The sequence below is a fragment of the Streptomyces sp. NRRL B-3229 genome (genome assembly GCF_000719505.1).
GTDB classification, from domain to species: Bacteria; Actinomycetota; Actinomycetes; order Streptomycetales; family Streptomycetaceae; genus Streptomyces; species Streptomyces griseorubiginosus.
In genome coordinates this window covers 1-16,238 of sequence record NZ_JOGP01000006.1, presented here as the reverse complement: position 1 = coordinate 16,238, position 16,238 = coordinate 1, and the positions used below count along the sequence as shown (strand labels likewise).

The 16,238-nt window shown below is 71.7% G+C and carries 15 protein-coding genes; 6 read left to right on the top strand and 9 right to left on the bottom strand.

The window, feature by feature from the left end:
• Nucleotides 1-92: 92 nt before the first annotated feature.
• From IF54_RS0110340 to IF54_RS0110330, 3 genes are all read right to left on the bottom strand, one after another.
• The gene (locus IF54_RS0110340; RefSeq protein WP_051735391.1) at nucleotides 93-1,775 is read right to left on the bottom strand and encodes a phospho-sugar mutase; all 1,683 of its coding nucleotides are present in this window, start codon (nucleotides 1,773-1,775) and stop codon (nucleotides 93-95) included.
• 176 nt (nucleotides 1,776-1,951) lie between these two features.
• The gene (locus tag IF54_RS0110335; RefSeq protein WP_030316843.1) at nucleotides 1,952-2,776 is read right to left on the bottom strand and encodes a purine-nucleoside phosphorylase; all 825 of its coding nucleotides are present in this window, start codon (nucleotides 2,774-2,776) and stop codon (nucleotides 1,952-1,954) included.
• A gap of 97 nt (nucleotides 2,777-2,873) precedes the next feature.
• Nucleotides 2,874-3,311: a gamma-glutamylcyclotransferase gene (locus tag IF54_RS0110330; protein WP_020141438.1), complete on the bottom strand. Its 438-nt coding sequence runs from the start codon at nucleotides 3,309-3,311 to the stop codon at nucleotides 2,874-2,876.
• A gap of 96 nt (nucleotides 3,312-3,407) precedes the next feature.
• Here IF54_RS0110330 and IF54_RS0110325 point away from each other — a divergent pair, with 96 nt between their 5' ends.
• Together IF54_RS0110325 and IF54_RS0110320 are read left to right on the top strand one after the other, a co-directional pair.
• On the top strand, nucleotides 3,408-4,856 hold the full coding sequence (locus IF54_RS0110325) for an NAD(P)H-quinone dehydrogenase (RefSeq protein ID WP_030316839.1): 1,449 nt from the start codon (nucleotides 3,408-3,410) through the stop codon (nucleotides 4,854-4,856).
• A 166-nt stretch (nucleotides 4,857-5,022) separates the two neighbouring features.
• Nucleotides 5,023-5,991, top strand: coding sequence for a DeoR/GlpR family DNA-binding transcription regulator (locus IF54_RS0110320; RefSeq protein ID WP_078851927.1), 969 nt, complete (start codon nucleotides 5,023-5,025; stop codon nucleotides 5,989-5,991).
• A 671-nt stretch (nucleotides 5,992-6,662) separates the two neighbouring features.
• Here the strand turns inward: IF54_RS0110320 and IF54_RS0110315 are convergent.
• On the bottom strand, nucleotides 6,663-8,435 hold the full coding sequence (locus IF54_RS0110315) for an acetyl/propionyl/methylcrotonyl-CoA carboxylase subunit alpha (protein WP_030316835.1): 1,773 nt from the start codon (nucleotides 8,433-8,435) through the stop codon (nucleotides 6,663-6,665).
• Nucleotides 8,436-8,799: 364 nt separating this feature from the next.
• Here IF54_RS0110315 and IF54_RS0110310 point away from each other — a divergent pair, with 364 nt between their 5' ends.
• Nucleotides 8,800-9,324 carry a hypothetical protein gene (locus IF54_RS0110310; protein WP_037819781.1) on the top strand — a complete coding sequence of 175 codons (525 nt, stop codon included), beginning with the start codon at nucleotides 8,800-8,802 and terminating at the stop codon, nucleotides 9,322-9,324.
• On the opposite strand, the gene IF54_RS0110305 is transcribed toward IF54_RS0110310, so the two are convergent.
• The 4 genes from IF54_RS0110305 to IF54_RS0110290 form a co-directional block, all read right to left on the bottom strand.
• Nucleotides 9,293-9,913 carry a nucleoside triphosphate pyrophosphatase gene (locus IF54_RS0110305; protein ID WP_030316831.1) on the bottom strand — a complete coding sequence of 207 codons (621 nt, stop codon included), beginning with the start codon at nucleotides 9,911-9,913 and terminating at the stop codon, nucleotides 9,293-9,295. The genes IF54_RS0110310 and IF54_RS0110305 overlap by 32 nt on opposite strands.
• Nucleotides 9,914-9,963: 50 nt before the next feature.
• Entirely contained in the window at nucleotides 9,964-10,092 is a 129-nt protein-coding gene (gene mmpB / locus IF54_RS43890) for a morphogenic membrane protein MmpB (RefSeq protein ID WP_107047818.1), read from the bottom strand.
• A gap of 110 nt (nucleotides 10,093-10,202) precedes the next feature.
• Nucleotides 10,203-10,409: an acyl-CoA carboxylase subunit epsilon gene (locus IF54_RS0110295; RefSeq protein ID WP_030316829.1), complete on the bottom strand. Its 207-nt coding sequence runs from the start codon at nucleotides 10,407-10,409 to the stop codon at nucleotides 10,203-10,205.
• 9 nt (nucleotides 10,410-10,418) lie between these two features.
• Nucleotides 10,419-12,011 (bottom strand): acyl-CoA carboxylase subunit beta, encoded by a 1,593-nt coding sequence (locus IF54_RS0110290; protein WP_030316827.1) that lies wholly within the window; start codon nucleotides 12,009-12,011, stop codon nucleotides 10,419-10,421.
• 111 nt (nucleotides 12,012-12,122) lie between these two features.
• On the opposite strand from IF54_RS0110290, the gene IF54_RS0110285 reads away from it, so the two are divergent.
• Nucleotides 12,123-12,986: a biotin--[acetyl-CoA-carboxylase] ligase gene (locus IF54_RS0110285; RefSeq protein WP_030316825.1), complete on the top strand. Its 864-nt coding sequence runs from the start codon at nucleotides 12,123-12,125 to the stop codon at nucleotides 12,984-12,986.
• Nucleotides 12,987-13,091: 105 nt separating this feature from the next.
• Nucleotides 13,092-14,183 carry an adenylate/guanylate cyclase domain-containing protein gene (locus IF54_RS0110280; protein WP_030316823.1) on the top strand — a complete coding sequence of 364 codons (1,092 nt, stop codon included), beginning with the start codon at nucleotides 13,092-13,094 and terminating at the stop codon, nucleotides 14,181-14,183.
• Nucleotides 14,184-14,237: 54 nt separating this feature from the next.
• On the opposite strand, the gene IF54_RS39545 is transcribed toward IF54_RS0110280, so the two are convergent.
• Complete coding sequence (locus tag IF54_RS39545; protein WP_030316821.1) at nucleotides 14,238-14,915, bottom strand: hypothetical protein; 678 nt, start codon at nucleotides 14,913-14,915, stop codon at nucleotides 14,238-14,240.
• 200 nt (nucleotides 14,916-15,115) lie between these two features.
• Between IF54_RS39545 and IF54_RS0110270 the strand changes: the two genes are divergently transcribed.
• Entirely contained in the window at nucleotides 15,116-15,919 is an 804-nt protein-coding gene (locus tag IF54_RS0110270; protein ID WP_030316819.1) for an enoyl-CoA hydratase/isomerase family protein, read from the top strand.
• Nucleotides 15,920-16,238 lie beyond the last annotated feature (319 nt).

Here is a 16,238-nt window from a genome sequence, read left to right as displayed (position 1 = left end):
GGGGTGAGGGGCGGCCCGGACGGGGGCCGCCCCTCGGATCGGGGGTGGGGGGCAGGAGGCGTGGTGCGGTGCCTGGGTGGGGGCGGGTGTGGTCAGATGCCGGCTGCTGCTGAGAGGTCCTGCTTGATCGTCGCCAGGAGGGCGGTCGCCTTGGCGCGGGCCGTCGGCAGGTCCGCGTGGCCGGCCACCGGGATCACCACCTCCAGGTAGCACTTCAGCTTCGGCTCCGTGCCGCTCGGGCGGACGATGACCCGGGCGCCCGTGAGGGTGTAGCGCAGCCCGTCGGTGGGCGGGAGCCGGTCCGTGCCCCGGGTGAGGTCCTCCGCCTTGGTGACGGGCAGGCCCGCGAGCTCGGTCGGCGGGTGCTCGCGGAGCCGCTCCATCGCCCTGGCGATGATCGACAGGTCCTCCACGCGGACCGAGAGCTGGTCCGTGGCGTGCAAGCCGTGTTCCACGGCGATGTCGTCGAGGAGGTCGGTGAGCGTGCGGCCCTGTTCCTTCAGCCCGGAGGCGAGCTCCGTGATGAGAAGGGCCGCGGTGATGCCGTCCTTGTCCCGTACGCCCTCGGGGTCCACGCAGTAGCCGAGGGCCTCCTCGTAGCCGAAGCGCAGGCCCTCCACGCGGGCGATCCACTTGAAGCCGGTGAGGGTCTCCTCGTAGGAGAGGCCCGCCTTCTCGGCGATCCGGCCGAGGAGGGAGGAGGAGACGATCGACTCGGCGAAGGTGCCGTGGGCTCCGCGGGCCACCAGGTGGGTGGCGAGGAGGGAGCCGACCTCGTCGCCGCTCAGCATGCGCCAGCCGTTGTCGTCCTCGGTGCCGTTGTCCTTGGGGCGGTTGTCCTTGACGGCCACTGCGCAGCGGTCGGCGTCGGGGTCGTTCGCGATGATCAGGTCGGGGTCGGTCTCGCTCGCCTTCGCGAAGGCCAGGTCCATCGCGCCGGGCTCTTCCGGGTTGGGGAAGGCGACGGTCGGGAAGTCGGGGTCCGGGTCGGCCTGTTCCGCGACCAGGTCGGGGGTGGGGAAGCCCGCGCGGGCGAACGCGGCGAGGAGGGTGTCCTTGCCTACTCCGTGCATCGCCGTGTAGACGGTACGGGCGGTGCGGGGGGAGCCGGCGGCGAGTACGGCGTCGGTGCGGGTGAGATAGGCGTCGAGGACCGTGTCGTCGAGGGTCTCCCAGCCCGTGTCGGGGCGGGGGACGTCGAGGAGGGAACCGATCGCCTCGATCTCCGCGGCGATCTCCGCGTCGGCGGGCGGGACGATCTGGGAGCCGTCGCCGAGGTAGACCTTGTAGCCGTTGTCGCGGGGCGGGTTGTGGCTGGCGGTGACCTCCACGCCGGCCACCGCGCCCAGGTGCCTTATGGCGAACGCCAGGACGGGGGTGGGGAGGGGGCGGGGGAGGACGGCTGCCCTGAGGCCGGCGCCGGTCATCACGGCGGCGGTGTCCCGTGCGAAGTCCTTCGACTTGTGGCGGGCGTCGTAGCCGATGACGACGAGGCCGTTCTCGTTGCCGTGCTTCTTGAGGTAGGCGGCGAGGCCGGCGGCGGCTCGGATGACGACCGTGCGGTTCATGCGCATCGGTCCGGCGCCGAGTTCGCCTCGCAGGCCGGCGGTGCCGAACTGGAGGGTGCCGCTGAAGCGGGCTTCCAGTTCCTTGACGTCTCCGGATTCGATGAGCTGGGCGAGCTCGGCGCGGGTGGGGGGTGTCCGTCCTCGGTCCGGCGGCTCGGTCTCTCGGTCAGTTCTCGGTTCCGGACGCCGGCCGCTGCGGGCGGACACCCCCCACCCCGGCCCCTTCACGCCGTACGCGGCCGGCGGCCCGGTGGGGGTTCCGTCGTGGCGCAGGTGGACTGCAACTCCTCAGGGGTGCGGGGAACTGCGCGACCAGCCACGACGGAACCGCACTCGCCGAACAACCGCACCTGGCACCCCGTAGGCGCAGCCCACACGTACCGTCAGATTCGTTCGAGTACCTGTGCCAGCAGCGAACCCATCCGCGTCGCGCTGTCGCGGCCCGCCTGGAGGACCTCCTCGTGGTTGAGGGGCTCGCCCGTCATGCCGGCCGCCAGGTTCGTGACCAGGGAGATGCCGAGGACCTCCGCACCAGCCTCGCGCGCGGCGATCGCTTCGAGGACCGTCGACATGCCCACCAGGTCCGCGCCGATGACGCGGGCCATGCGGATCTCCGCCGGAGTCTCGTAGTGCGGGCCGGGGAACTGGGCGTAGACGCCCTCCTCCAGCGTGGGGTCGACCTCCTTGCACAGGGCGCGCAGGCGCGGGGAGTACAGGTCGGTCAGGTCGACGAAGTTCGCGCCGATGATCGGGGACGTCGCCGTGAGGTTGATGTGGTCGCTGATCAGGACCGGCTGGCCGGGGCGCATGCCCTCGCGGAGGCCGCCGCAGCCGTTGGTGAGGACGATCGTCTTGCAGCCGGCGGCCACCGCGGTGCGCACGCCGTGGGCCACGGCCGCCACGCCACGGCCCTCGTAGTAGTGGGTGCGGCCGAGGAAGACCAGGGCCCGCTTCGCACCGATCCGGTACGAGCGGATCTTGCCGCCGTGTCCCTCCACCGCCGGCGGCGGGAACCCGGGCAGCTCGGTGACCTGGAACTCGGCGTCCGGGGCGCCGAGGGCGTCCACGGCCGGCGCCCAGCCGGAGCCCATCACGAGGGCGACGTCGTGGGTCTCGGCGCCGGTCAGTTCGCGCAGGCGGGCGGCAGCGGCGTCAGCGGCGGCGTGCGGGTCGCCCTGGATGTCGTCCGGAAGAAGAGATGCGTTCACGCGGACGAGGGTAGCCGGTCGGAGCCTACGCGCGTAGATGACAGAGCTGACGGGATGGCGATCGTTGTCTTGTCGTTTCCAACCAAAGGCGGGAACGTCAGCAGGGACGCTTGCGGAGTTCCATCACGTAGTCGTGCGGGGCGCCCGCCGATTCCGCCGCGTCGGCCACCTCGCCCAGGTAGCGGGCCGAGGGGAGGCCGCCCTCGTAGCCGTTCAGGACGTACGTCCAGGCCTGCTCCTCGCCCTCCAGGGTGTGGATCCGGACGCGGGTGCGGCGGTAGATGTCCAGGCCGACGCCCTCCCAGCGGTCCATCGAGTCGTCGTCGGCGGGCGCGATGTCGTAGAGCGCGACGAAGACCTGGGAGAGGGGGTCCTCGACGATCGTGGCCAGCGCCCCTTCCCAGCCCATGTGCTCACCGCCGAAGGTCAGCCGCCAGCCGTTCAGCCACCCCGTGGCGCGCATCGGCGAGTGCGGGGCGCGGCGGGTCATCAGCCGCGCGTCGAGGTTGCCGGCGTAGGCGGCGTAGAGCGACATGCGACGAGGGTACGGCAGCCTTCCCCGGCGTCTCTCCCGTAACAGAGGTATCTCGGGACGGGCCCCAGGCAGTGGCACCCCGGCTCGTGCGGGACAATGGAGTACGTGACTCGGATCGTGATCATCGGTGGCGGACCCGGCGGATACGAGGCGGCCCTGGTGGCCGCCCAGCTCGGCGCGGAGGTGACCGTCGTCGACTGCGACGGTCTGGGCGGGGCGTCGGTGCTGACCGACTGCGTCCCGTCGAAGACCCTAATCGCGACGGCTGAGGTCATGACGACCTTCGACTCGTCCTACGAGGAGCTGGGAATCATCGTCGCCGATGACACCCCGCCCCTGGAGCAGGCCGCGCGGGTGGTGGGCGTCGACCTGGGGAAGGTCAACCGGCGTGTGAAGCGGCTCGCCCTCGCCCAGTCCCACGACATCACCGCCTCCGTGACGCGCGCCGGAGCCCGGGTGCTGCGCGGACGTGGACGGCTCGAGGGCATGCAGGCCCTCGACGGGTCCCGGAAGGTCGTCGTGCGGGCCGTCGACGGCAGCGAGGAGACCCTCGTCGCGGACGCGGTGCTCATCGCCACCGGCGCGCACCCCCGCGAGGTTCCCGACGCGCAGCCCGACGGAGAGCGCATCCTCAACTGGACCCAGGTCTACGACCTCGACGAGCTCCCCGAGGAGCTCATCGTCGTCGGGTCCGGTGTCACCGGTGCCGAGTTCGCCGGTGCCTACCAGGCGCTCGGGTCCAAGGTGACCCTCGTGTCGTCCCGGGACCGGGTGCTGCCCGGGGAGGACCCGGACGCGGCCGCCGTCCTGGAGGACGTCTTCCGGCGGCGCGGCATGAACGTCATGGCCCGCTCCCGTGCCCAGTCCGCCAAGCGGGTCGGGGACCGGGTCGAGGTCACGCTGGCGGACGGCCGGGTCATCAGCGGGTCGCACTGCCTCATGGCCGTCGGTGCCATCCCCAACAGCGCGGGCATGGGGCTGGAGGAGGCCGGCGTCAAGCTGCGGGACTCCGGGCACATCTGGACCGACAAGGTGTCCCGCACGACGGCTCCCGGTGTGTACGCCGCCGGTGACGTCACCGGCGTCTTCGCCCTCGCCTCCGTCGCCGCCATGCAGGGCCGGATCGCCATGTACCACTTCCTCGGCGACGCGGTGGCCCCGCTGAACCTCAAGACGGTCTCCTCCAACGTCTTCACCGACCCCGAGATCGCCACCGTCGGCTACTCCCAGGCCGACGTGGACGGTGGCAAGATCGACGCCCGGGTCGTGAAGCTGCCGTTGCTCAGGAACCCGCGCGCCAAGATGCAGGGCATCCGCGACGGCTTCGTCAAGATCTTCTGCCGGCCCGGCACCGGGATCGTCGTCGGCGGTGTCGTCGTCGCCCCCCGCGCCTCGGAACTCATCCATCCCATCTCGATCGCGGTCGACAACAATCTGACGGTCGAACAGATCGCGAACGCGTTCACCGTTTACCCCTCCCTTTCGGGGTCGATCGCCGAGGTGGCACGGCAGTTGCACACGCGCAAGGAGATCGGCGGGGCCTGACGGCCGAAAGCGATTCCTGCCTGGTCACGGGGAGTCGTCGACCATTCGTGCGGCATAGGCGGGTGGATTAGGCCCTATACCACTTCCCGTCCTACTGTGCGAACAACTTCGGTAATTCGGCGCATACTGCTGAAAGCAGACGGTCGTTGGGGTTACTGTCAGTTTCGTGTTCGCTGCAGAACGTCGCCAATTGATCCTCGAAATGGTGCGGGCCAACGGAGCCGTGTCGCTCCGTGAGCTCGCCCGCGTCGTCCAGACCTCCGAAGTGACCGTACGGCGGGACGTGCGCGCACTGGAGGCAGAAGGACTCCTCGACCGCCGACATGGCGGTGCGGTATTGCCGGGCGGGTTCACGCGGGAGTCCGGCTTTCCGCAGAAATCGCATCTCGCGACCGCCGAAAAGACGGCCATCGCCGATCTCGCCGCGGGTCTCGTCGAAGAGGGCGAGGCCATTGTGGTGGGGGCGGGTACCACCACACAGGAGCTGGCCCGCCGGCTCGCCCGGGTGCCCGGTCTGACCGTCGTGACCAATTCCCTCCTGGTGGCCCAGGCGCTCGCCCATGCCAACCGGGTGGAGGTCGTGATGACCGGTGGCACCCTGCGCGGTTCCAACTACGCCCTGGTGGGCTCCGGAGCCGAACAGTCGCTCCAGGGGCTCCGGGTCTCGCGCGCCTTCCTCTCCGGGAGCGGGCTCACCGCGGAACGCGGTCTCTCCACGTCCAACATGCTGTCGGCGTCCGTCGACCGGGCGCTGGTGCAGGCCGCCGCGGAGGTCGTCGTCCTCGCCGACCACACCAAGCTCGGCACCGACACCATGTTCCAGACCGTGCCGACGGATGTGATCACCCGCCTGGTCACGGACGAGCCCCCGGCCCATGACGACCGGGCCGGCACGGAACTCCAGGCGCTCGCCGACCAGGGGGTGCAGATCGCCGTGGCCGGCGCGTCGGGAGCGCCGGGGGGTGATCAGGTCCCGGCGCGCCGGGGTCAGGAGCGCCGGGACGTACCCCTGCCGGGGCCTCGCCGCGGTCAGGTCCCGGCCGGCGCCGGCCCCGCCCTCCGGACGGCCGCGGTACTGGGGGAGACACCTCCGGGCGCGGAGCGTGCGCGCGTGGCGGATCTGCGACGACGGTGACGGGCGCGGGGCGCTTCGGCTGGGGGCCGGGGCGGGCTTCGGGTTCGGCTTCGGCTTCAGGTCCGACTTCGGGTGAAGGGCCGGGGTGAGTCGTCCGGCTGTCGTAGGCCCGGGGGCCGGGTCTGGGGGCATCGGGGAAGTGCCGGGAGGCGGGGCCGGGGGCGGAATCCGGGTGTCGCGGCGGGGGTGCCGGGGACATTCGGGGGCGGGGTCTGGGCGTCATCACGGTGGTGACCAGGTCTGTTACAGGGGTCATCCTGTCCGTGTACGCCCGTTCGGGCGGGGCGGGCCCAGGAGCCCGGGTGGTGCGATCGTTGGCGGCTGCTGGTTCGTTCTGGCTGGTCGCGCAGTTCCCCGCGCCCCTGAGTGCGGCGCAGTCGCGCCTGCACCGGATGCCGGGACACTCGGGGCCGCATCTGAGAGTCGTCGCGGGCGTCTGGTGTGGTCGTAGCGCGGACGCGGCCGGGGCGTCAGGGCTCGGTGCGTTCGTGTGGTGGGTGTCGTGGACGGGGTGCAGCCTCGCGCACGCGCACCTGGGTGAGACGCCGCCCTTGTTGAGGTGTGGCGGCCGCCGTCGAAGCCACTGTCACGGGGAACGGGGAAACGAGGCGCCCCGCGGACCTGCGCTCAGGTTCGCGGGGCGTCTCGGAGGTGTCGTACCGGAAGAGCCGTCAGTCCTTGATCTCGCAGATCGCCGCACCGGAGGTGATCGAGGCGCCGACCTCCGCGGTCAGGCCCTTGATGGTGCCGGAGCGGTGGGCGTTGAGGGGCTGTTCCATCTTCATCGCCTCGAGGACGACGACGAGGTCGCCTTCCTTGACCTCCTGGCCCTCCTCCACGGCGATCTTGACGATCGTGCCCTGCATCGGCGAGGCGAGGGTGTCACCGGAGGCGACGGGGCCGGACTTCTTGGCGGCCCGGCGCTTGGGCTTGGCACCCGCGGCCAGTCCGGTGCGGGCCAGCGACATGCCCAGCGAGGAGGGCAGGGAGACCTCGAGCCGCTTCCCACCGACCTCCACGACGATCGTCTCGCGGTCGCCGTCCTCCTCCGCCTCGGTGTCGGCCGGGGCGGCGAAAGGCTTGATGTCGTTGACGAACTCGGTCTCGATCCAGCGGGTGTGGACCGTGAACGGGTCGGTGCTGCCCGTCAGTTCGGGGGCGAAGGCCGGGTCCTTGACCACCACGCGGTGGAAGGGGATCGCGGTGGCCATGCCCTCGACCTGGAACTCCTCCAGGGCACGCGCGGCGCGCTGAAGGGCCTGCTCGCGGGTGGCGCCGGTGACGATCAGCTTGGCCAGCAGGGAGTCCCAGGCCGGACCGATCACGCTGCCGGACTCCACGCCGGCGTCCAGGCGCACGCCGGGGCCGGAGGGCGCCTCGAACTTGGTGACGGTGCCGGGGGCCGGGAGGAAGTTACGGCCCGGGTCCTCGCCGTTGATGCGGAACTCGAAGGAGTGACCGCGCAGTTCGGGGTCGCCGTAGCCGAGCTCCTCGCCGTCGGCGATGCGGAACATCTCGCGCACCAGGTCGATGCCGGCGACCTCCTCGGTGACCGGGTGCTCGACCTGGAGTCGGGTGTTGACCTCCAGGAAGGAGATGGTGCCGTCCTGGCCGACGAGGAACTCGCAGGTGCCCGCGCCCTCGTAGGAGGCCTCCTTGAGGATGGCCTTGGACGCCCGGTACAGCTCGGCGACCTGCTCGTCGGAGAGGAACGGCGCGGGGGCCTCCTCGACCAGCTTCTGGTGGCGGCGCTGGAGCGAGCAGTCACGGGTGGAGACGACGACCACGTTGCCGTGCTTGTCGGCCAGGCACTGGGTCTCCACGTGCCGGGGGCGGTCCAGGTACCGCTCGACGAAGCACTCACCGCGGCCGAACGCGGCCACGGCCTCGCGGACCGCGGAGTCGTACAGCTCGGGGACCTCTTCGAGGGTGCGGGCGACCTTCAGACCGCGTCCGCCACCGCCGAAGGCCGCCTTGATGGCGATCGGCAGGCCGTGCTCCTCGGCGAAGGCCACGACCTCGTCCGCGCCGGAGACCGGGTCGGAGGTGCCGGCCACCAGCGGGGCGCCGGCGCGCTGGGCGATGTGCCGGGCGGCCACCTTGTCGCCCAGGTCGCGGATGGCCTGCGGCGGCGGGCCGATCCAGATCAGACCCGCGTCCAGGACCGCCTGCGCGAACTCGGCGTTCTCCGAGAGGAAGCCGTAGCCCGGATGGACGGCGTCCGCGCCCGCCTCACGCGCGGCCCCCAGGACCTTCTCGATGTCGAGATAGCTGCTGGCCGGAGTGTCACCGCCCAGGGCGAACGCCTCATCCGCGGCGCGGACATGCAGAGCGTCCCGGTCCGGGTCGGCGTACACGGCCACGCTCGCGATACCGGCATCCCGGCAGGCCCGGGCAACGCGGACAGCGATTTCGCCACGGTTGGCGATGAGCACCTTGCGCACGATTGAGGCTCCCTCCTTGAAACAAGCCGAGTTTAGGGACTGCCGACACGGCTCTTCGACCCGTCCCCCGTGGTGAGCTTCCCCACACGGAGCGTGATACGGGGGTCACTCCACGAGCGAAATCCCTTGTCGCACCTCGGTACGCAGGACTCCTCCCGAAAACCCTAGCCCTCCTCTGTGGTCAAGGTCTCTGTAAGAGCGTGCTGCGGACCACTTCGTTTCTTTGTGGAGTCCCTACGAATGGCCCAATGATTCTTTGCCCCCGGCGGAACCCTTGTCCCAGGGTTTACCCGTTAGTAGCGTTCGCGCTGGTATTGAACGTACTTCGGGTAACAAGAGCGCGGCTCGAAAGTGGGTGGGACCGGTGATACGCAGGCCGGTGGCGTGGATCGTGGCGGTCGTCCTCTTCGCCGAGGCGTTCGGTGTCGCCCTGTTGAACTGGATCATGGCCAACGTCGTGGACGGGCAGAACATGTCCCTCGCCGGCCTCGACCCGGACGCCATGGTGATGTCCTCGAAGGTGGGCGCGGTCGTCTTCGGCCTCTACTTCGCCCTGTGTGCCCTGGTGGCCCTGCGCAACCGTCCACCGGCCGGCCTCGGCCGCATCCTGCTGATCAGCGTGGCCGTGGTGCACGGGCTGCTCGCCGCCGTCGCCTGGGCGCTGATCGGCCGGCCGCAGTTCGCGTTCATGATCGTGATGCTGGCGCTCATCGTCCTGCTGCTGATGAGCTACGACGACCATCCGGAGCCGGCGGCTGCCACGGGGCCGCAGGACACCGACGGGCCCGGCGACTCCGAGGCCTCCGACGAGCCGAAGGACGTCACGGAGGCAGCCCCGGAGGCCGCCGAGTCGCCGCTCACGCCTCCGCCGGCGCCCACAACTCCGTGATGCCCACGTCCAGTCGGGCCAGCAGCCGGCGCAGCAGCGGCAGGCTCAGGCCGATCACGTTGCCGTGGTCGCCGTCGATGCCCTCGATGAACGGGGCCGAACGGCCGTCCAGCGTGAACGCCCCCGCGACGTAGAGAGGTTCGCCGGAGGCGACGTACGCGGCGATCTCGTCGTCGGTCGGCTCGCCGAAGCGGACCACCGTGGAGGCCACGGCGGAGACGTACCGGCCGCTCGTCGTGTCGTAGACGCAGTGGCCGGTCTGCAAGGTCCCCGCGCGGCCGCGCATGGCCTTCCAGCGGGCCGTCGCCTCCTCGGCGTCGGCGGGCTTGCCGAGCGCTTGGCCGTCCAGGTCGAGCACCGAGTCGCAGCCGATCACCAGGGCTCCCTTGACCGCGGGCTGCGCGGCCACGACGGAGGCCTTCGCCTCGGCCAGGGCCAGGGCCAGGTCGGCGGGGGTGGGGGCCGTGACGGCGTCCTCGTCGACGCCGCTGACGATGACCTCGGGGGTCAGGCCCGCCTGGCGGAGCAGGTTCAGCCGGGCGGGGGACTGGGAGGCGAGGACGAGGCGGCGGCGCGGCTGATCGGTCATGCGGTCAGCGTAGTGCCGCCCGGCGGTGGGCCGGGCGGCGGAGTGGCGTGTCAGCGCAGTCCGATCACGATCATCGCGAGCACCATGGCCAGGGCCATGAAGATGCCCAGCCGCCGAAGCATCTCCTGCATGTCGCGGAGTTCCTTCGGGGGTTCGTTCTCGGGGTCGGACCACAGCATGCCACCAGCGTGGGGCTTGGCCGGGGGAGGGCGCCTGAGTACGGGTACTTAAATAGGCGCCCTTTGTCGGCCTACTGTGCGCGGTTCCCCGCGCCCCTGGGTGGGTCCGGTTAACCCGGCCAGTAGGTGCGGGTCCACGCCGTTGGGCCCGGCTGCGGCAGGCGGCGGGCTGCGATCCTTGACGGGTCGGACCAAGCCGGCCTGGGGTCTTCCGCGCCGGACGGCTCCGGTGCCGCCGCGGCGCGGGCCCTGACCACCGCCAGGGCGGCGGCCAGTTCCTCCGGAGTGGGGTTGCCCCGGACGACCTTGATGTTCACAGCGTCTCCTTAGAGGGGGATGTTGCCGTGCTTCTTCGGGGGCAGGGACTCGCGCTTGGTGCGCAGCTGGCGCAGGCCCCTCACGACGTGGCGGCGGGTGTCCGACGGCATGATCACCGAGTCGATGTAGCCGCGCTCGGCCGCGATGTAGGGGTTGAGGAGGGCGTCCTCGTACTCCTGGATCAGCCGGGCCCGGGTCGCTTCCACGTCACCGGCGGCCTCGGCCTCGGAGATCGTGCGGCGGTGCAGGATGTTGACCGCGCCCTGGGCGCCCATGACGGCGATCTGGGCGGTCGGCCAGGCGAGGTTGAGGTCCGCGCCGAGGTGCTTGGAGCCCATGACGTCGTACGCGCCGCCGAAGGCCTTGCGGGTGATCACGGTGATGAGCGGGACGGTCGCCTCGGCGTAGGCGTAGATGAGCTTGGCGCCCCGGCGGATGATGCCGTCGTGCTCCTGGTCGACGCCGGGCAGGAAGCCCGGCACGTCCACGAAGGTGATGACCGGGATGTTGAACGCGTCGCAGGTGCGGACGAACCGCGCGGCCTTCTCCGACGCCGTGATGTCGAGGCAACCCGCGAACTGCATCGGCTGGTTGGCGACGATGCCGACCGGGTGGCCCTCCACCCGGCCGAACCCGGTGAGGATGTTCGGCGCGAACAGCGGCTGCGTCTCGAAGAACTCGGCGTCGTCCAGGATGTGTTCGATCACCGTGTGCATGTCGTACGGCTGGTTCGCGCTGTCCGGGACGAGCGTGTCCAGCTCGCGGTCCTCGTCGGTGACCGCGAGGTCCGCCTCCTCCGGGAACACCGGCGCCTCGGACAGGTTGTTGGACGGCAGGTACGACAGCAGCTGCTTGACGTACTCGACGGCGTCCTTCTCGTCCCCGGCCATGTGGTGGGCCACGCCGGACACCGCGTTGTGGGTGCGGGCGCCGCCCAGCTCCTCGAAGCCGACGTCCTCCCCGGTGACCGTCTTGATGACGTCCGGGCCGGTGATGAACATGTGCGAGGTCTGGTCGACCATCACCGTGAAGTCGGTGATCGCCGGCGAGTACACGGCTCCACCGGCGCACGGCCCTACGACCAGGCTGATCTGCGGGATGACCCCGCTCGCGTGGGTGTTGCGGCGGAAGATCTCGCCGTACGCGCCGAGGGAGGCCACACCCTCCTGGATGCGGGCGCCACCGGAGTCGTTGATGCCGATGACCGGACAGCCGGTCTTCAGCGCGAAGTCCATCACCTTGACGATCTTCTGGCCGTAGACCTCGCCGAGGGCGCCGCCGAAGACGGTGAAGTCCTGGGAGAACACGGCGACCGGGCGGCCGTCGACGGTGCCGTAACCGGTCACCACACCGTCCCCGTAAGGGCGGTTGTTCTCCAGGCCGAAGTTGGTGGAGCGGTGCCGGGCGAACTCGTCCAGCTCGACGAAGGAACCCTCGTCGAGGAGCAGGTCGATGCGCTCACGGGCCGTCAGCTTGCCCTTGGCGTGCTGCTTCTCGACGGCACGTTCGGAGCCGGCGTGCGTCGCCTCCTGGATGCGGCGCTGGAGATCCGCGAGCTTGCCCGCGGTGGTGTGGATGTCGATCTCTTCCGGCTCGGACATCGGTCTCGCGGCTCCCTGCCTGCTCAAAAGGGGGGACGGTTACTCATCCGTAGAGTAGTGGTGCCCCTACGAATCAGCAGTGCGGCGTTTCACACACCTAGGGTGGCTTGCATGACGCCGCGAGATGTTCCAGGAGACGACAGCCGCTGGTCGGACCTCGACCGGCCGCCCCTCAACGCCGCCGCGCTGCGCCGCGGGCTGGTGCGGGAGGGCGGGCTCTGGTCCGGGATCGAGGTGGTGGCCGGCACCGGCTCCACCAACTCCGACCTGGTCGCCCGCGCCGCCGCGGGCAAGGCCGCCGAGGGCGCGGTCCTCGTGGCCGAGGAGCAGACCGCCGGGCGGGGCCGCCTGGACCGGCAGTGGAGCGCGCCGGCGCGCTCCGGCCTGTTCTTCTCCGTCCTGCTGACCCCGACCGACGTCCCGGTCGCCCGCTGGGGCTGGCTCCCCCTGCTGACGGGCGTGGCGGTGGCCACGGGCCTGTCCCGGTCGGCCGGCGTCGACACGGCCCTGAAGTGGCCCAACGACCTGCTGGTGACCGTCGGCGGCGAGGAGCGCAAGGCGGGCGGCATCCTCGCGGAGCGGGCCGGGGACCACGGGGTCGTCGTGGGCGTGGGCATCAACGTCACGCTGCGCGAGGACGAGCTGCCGGTGCCGACCGCCGGGTCGCTGGCCCTGGCCGGAGCGGTGAGCACGGACCGGGACCCGCTGCTGAGGGGCGTACTGCGCGCCCTGGAGGAGTGGTACGACCGCTGGCGTGCGGCGGCGGGGGACCCCACGGTGAGCGGCTTGCAGGAGACGTATGCGGCGGGGTGCGCGACGCTGGGAAGACGGGTGCGGGCCGAGCTGCCGGGAGATCGTTCGCTGGTGGGCGAGGCGGTGGCCGTGGACGGCGACGGCCGCCTGGTGATCGCGACCGAGGAGGGCGTACAGGAACCGGTGGGAGCGGGGGACATCGTCCACCTGCGACCCGCGTAGAGCCGGCACCGCTTCTCCACGCCCACGGGAGTGAGCTACCGCACACCTGCCGTACAGTTGAGGCCGGTCGATACCTGACCGTGACAGATCGGAAGGGCAGCAGGCGTGACCGTAGACGACACGGGCTCCGGCGCGGACGCGACCCCGCACCCGCTCGCCGTGCGTCTCGAACAGCTCATTCTCGGCGCCGAGCGGCGCTACACCCCCTTTCAGGCGGCCCGCACCGCCGGCGTCTCCATGGAGCTGGCCACCCGCTTCTGGCGGGCGATGGGCTTCGCGGACGTCGGCCAGGCCAAGGCGTTCACCGAGGCGGACGTCCTCGCGCTGCGCCGGCTCGCCGGCCTCGTCGAGGCGGGGCTGCTGAGCGAGGCCATGGCGGTACAGGTGGCGCGGTCCACCGGGCAGACCACCGCCCGGCTCGCCGAGTGGCAGATCGACTCCTTCCTCGAGGGCCTGACCGACCCTCCGGAACCGGGCATGACCCGCACCGAGGTGACGTACCCGATCATCGAGCTGCTCCTGCCCGAGCTGGAGGAGTTCCTCGTCTACGTCTGGCGCCGCCAGCTCTCCGCCTCCGCGGGGCGGGTCGTGCAGGCCGCCGACGACGAGGAGATGGTCGACCGGCGGCTGTGTGTCGGCTTCGCGGACCTCGTGGGGTTCACGCGGCTGACCCGCCGGATGGAGGAGGAGGAGCTCGGCGAGCTCGTCGAGGCCTTCGAGACCACCGCCGCGGACCTCGTGGCCGCGCGCGGCGGCCGGCTCATCAAGACCCTCGGCGACGAAGTCCTGTACGCGGCCGACGACGCGGCGGTGGCCGCGGAGATCGCGCTGCGGCTGATCGAGACCATGGCCAACGACGAGACCATGCCCGAACTGCGGGTCGGCATCGCCTTCGGCACCGTGACCACCCGAATGGGTGATGTCTTCGGTACGACGGTGAACCTCGCCTCCCGGTTGACCTCGATAGCTCCCCGGGACGCCGTGCTCGTCGACTCCGCCTTCGCGGAGGAGCTCATCCGGCACGGCGAGGCACCGGCCTCCGAGGCGGAGGCGGCCGAGGCCGCGGCCGCCGCCGAGAAGGAGGGCGAGGATCCGCCGACGTACCGCTTCGCGCTCCAGCCGATGTGGCAGCGGCCGGTGCGCGGGCTGGGCGTGGTCGAGCCGTGGCTGCTGACCCGCCGGGACGCGGCGCTCTAGCGCATTCGGCTCCCGCGTGACCGGCCGGTGGGCGTCACCGCTGCTGCACGGGCTTCAACGCTGCTGCACGCACAGGCCGATGATCGGTACGCACAGGCCCGGGGCGGGGCGGGACGACTGCGTCGGCTGTGCCGTGGGGGCCGGGGCCGGGGTCGTCGGCGCTGTGGTCGGCGCCGGGTGCGGTTGCGGGGCGGCGGTCGTCGTCGGGGCGTGGGGTGCGGTGCTCGCCACGGGGGTCGGGGCCGGTGCGTTCGGAGCCTCCGGGATCGTCGTGGGAGCCGCCGCGAAGGGCTGGGGCACGGCGGAGGCGGTCCCGGTGGGTGCGAGGGGTGCGCCCGCTGTGGGGGTGGCAGAGATCCCGCCCATGACGGCCGTGGCGGACGGGCTCACCTTCGGGACGGAACCGATGGTCGCTGCGGCGTTGGTCGCGCGGTCCGTGCCGGGGTCGGTGCCCTCGTCGGTGCCTGGGCCGATGCCCGTGCCGATGCCTGTGTCCGGGGCCGCCTGGGGGTCCGTGTCCGGCGCGCCGAAGCCGCCCACCGTGTGGTCGGGGGCCAGCCGTACGAGGCTCAGCGCGCCCGCGGCCAGCGCGAGGCCGCCCGCCGCGAGGAGGACCTTGCGGGGGCGGGGCTTGCGGTGGCGGCCCCGGGGGCCTCTCGGCCCGCGTGAGCCGAAGAGGCGGGTGCCTTCGCCGTCCGCGAGCCCCGTCGTCATCGTGACCGTCGCCGTCATCGTGCCTCCCCTGTGTGCCCGCGCCCCCTGTGCGCCGTGGCGGGGCGCACGTTATGCGCTGGGATGGGCGGTGGGGGATGAGTTGGGCGGGATGTCACTCGAACGGGGTGTCGGGCGGTTCGACGGGAACCTTTCGTGGACGGGGCGGGGCTGCGATGATCGGAGCGTTCTTGTTAACCCGCGTTAACTTGGAGGGCCTGGTGGGCGAGGAGCGGTTCGGGGAGTTCGTGCTGGTGCGGCGGCACGGGGAGGAAGGGGTCGTCGAGCTGGTTCTGGACCGGCCCAAGGCGATGAACGCGGTCTCGACGGAGATGGCGCGGTCGGTGGCGGCGGCGTGCGCGGCGCTCGGGGGTGACGCAGGCGTGCGGGTCGTCGTGGTGACCTCCACGCATGAGCGGGCGTTCTGTGTCGGGGCGGATCTGAAGGAGCGGAACTCCTTCAGCGACGCGGATCTGGTCCGGCAGCGGCCGGTGGCTCGGGCGGCCTACACCGGGGTGCTGGAGCTGCCGATGCCTACGATCGCCGCGGTGCACGGGTTCGCGTTGGGCGGGGGGTTCGAGCTGGCGCTCGCGTGCGATCTGATCGTGGCCGACGGTACGGCGGTGGTGGGGCTGCCGGAGGTGTCGGTGGGGGTGATTCCCGGGGGCGGGGGGACGCAGTTGCTGCCCCGGCGGGTGGGGGCGGCTCGGGCCGCCGAGCTGATCTTCACCGCGCGGCGGGTGGAGGCGGAGGAGGCGTACCGGCTCGGGCTGGTGGATCAGCTGGTGCCGGCGGGGGAGGACCGGTCCGCTGCGCTTTCTTTGGCGGGGCGGATCGCGGCGAACTCGCCGGTGGGGTTGCGGGCGGCGAAGCGGGCGTTGCGGCTGGGGCAGGGGTTGGATCTGCGGGCGGGGCTGGAGGTGGAGGACGCGGCGTGGCGGTCGGTGGCGTTCTCGGAGGACCGGGCGGAGGGGGTGGCGGCGTTCGCTGAGCGGCGGGCTCCGCGGTGGCCTTCGGCGGGGTAGCGGTGTTTGTCTGCGGGTTCGGTGGGGGCGGGCGTTTTTGCGCAGTTCCCCGCGCCCCTGGGGGCCTGCGGCGGCCCGTGCGGCTTCGGTGTCGGTGCCGGGGTGGGGGGTGTCCGTCCTCGGTCCGGCGGCTCGGTCTCTCGGTCAGTTCTCGGTTCCGGACGCCGGCCGCTGCGGGCGGACACCCCCACCCCGTCCCCTGCGCGCCGTACGCGGCCAGCGGTTCGATGGGGCGGGCGCGCGCGGCTGACGGTCCCGTCGTGGCGCAGGTGGACTGCAACTCCCCAGGGGCGCGGGGAACTGCGCGACCAGCCACGAC